Origin of the sequence: Citrobacter sp. CK189, assembly GCF_030333505.1 — a bacterium.
Taxonomy (GTDB): domain Bacteria; phylum Pseudomonadota; class Gammaproteobacteria; order Enterobacterales; family Enterobacteriaceae; genus Citrobacter_B; species Citrobacter_B koseri.
Genome location: NZ_JAOWFV010000019.1, coordinates 1 through 270 on the forward strand (window position 1 = coordinate 1; position 270 = coordinate 270).

Consider the following 270-nt stretch of genomic DNA (forward strand, 5'->3'; position numbering starts at 1 on the left):
ATGGTGGAGCTATGCGGGATCGAACCGCAGACCTCCTGCGTGCAAAGCAGGCGCTCTCCCAGCTGAGCTATAGCCCCATACAGTACAGTCAGAACCTCTTACCGATGATTTTTCCTGAGACAAGGCGTGGAATGACGAAGCATACTTAAAGTATGTGAGTCATTTCACAACGCAGTATTCAGGGAAAATCTGGTAGGCCTGAGTGGACTTGAACCACCGACCTCACCCTTATCAGGGGTGCGCTCTAACCACCTGAGCTACAAGCCTGTA

2 tRNA genes are annotated in these 270 nt (G+C 51.5%); both read right to left on the reverse strand.

The window, feature by feature from the left end:
* Nucleotide 1: 1 nt before the first annotated feature.
* Nucleotides 2–77 (reverse strand) — tRNA-Ala (locus OGV83_RS00120).
* A 113-nt stretch (nucleotides 78–190) separates the two neighbouring features.
* Nucleotides 191–267, reverse strand: a tRNA-Ile gene (locus OGV83_RS00125).
* Between the last annotated feature and the right edge of the window lie 3 nt (nucleotides 268–270).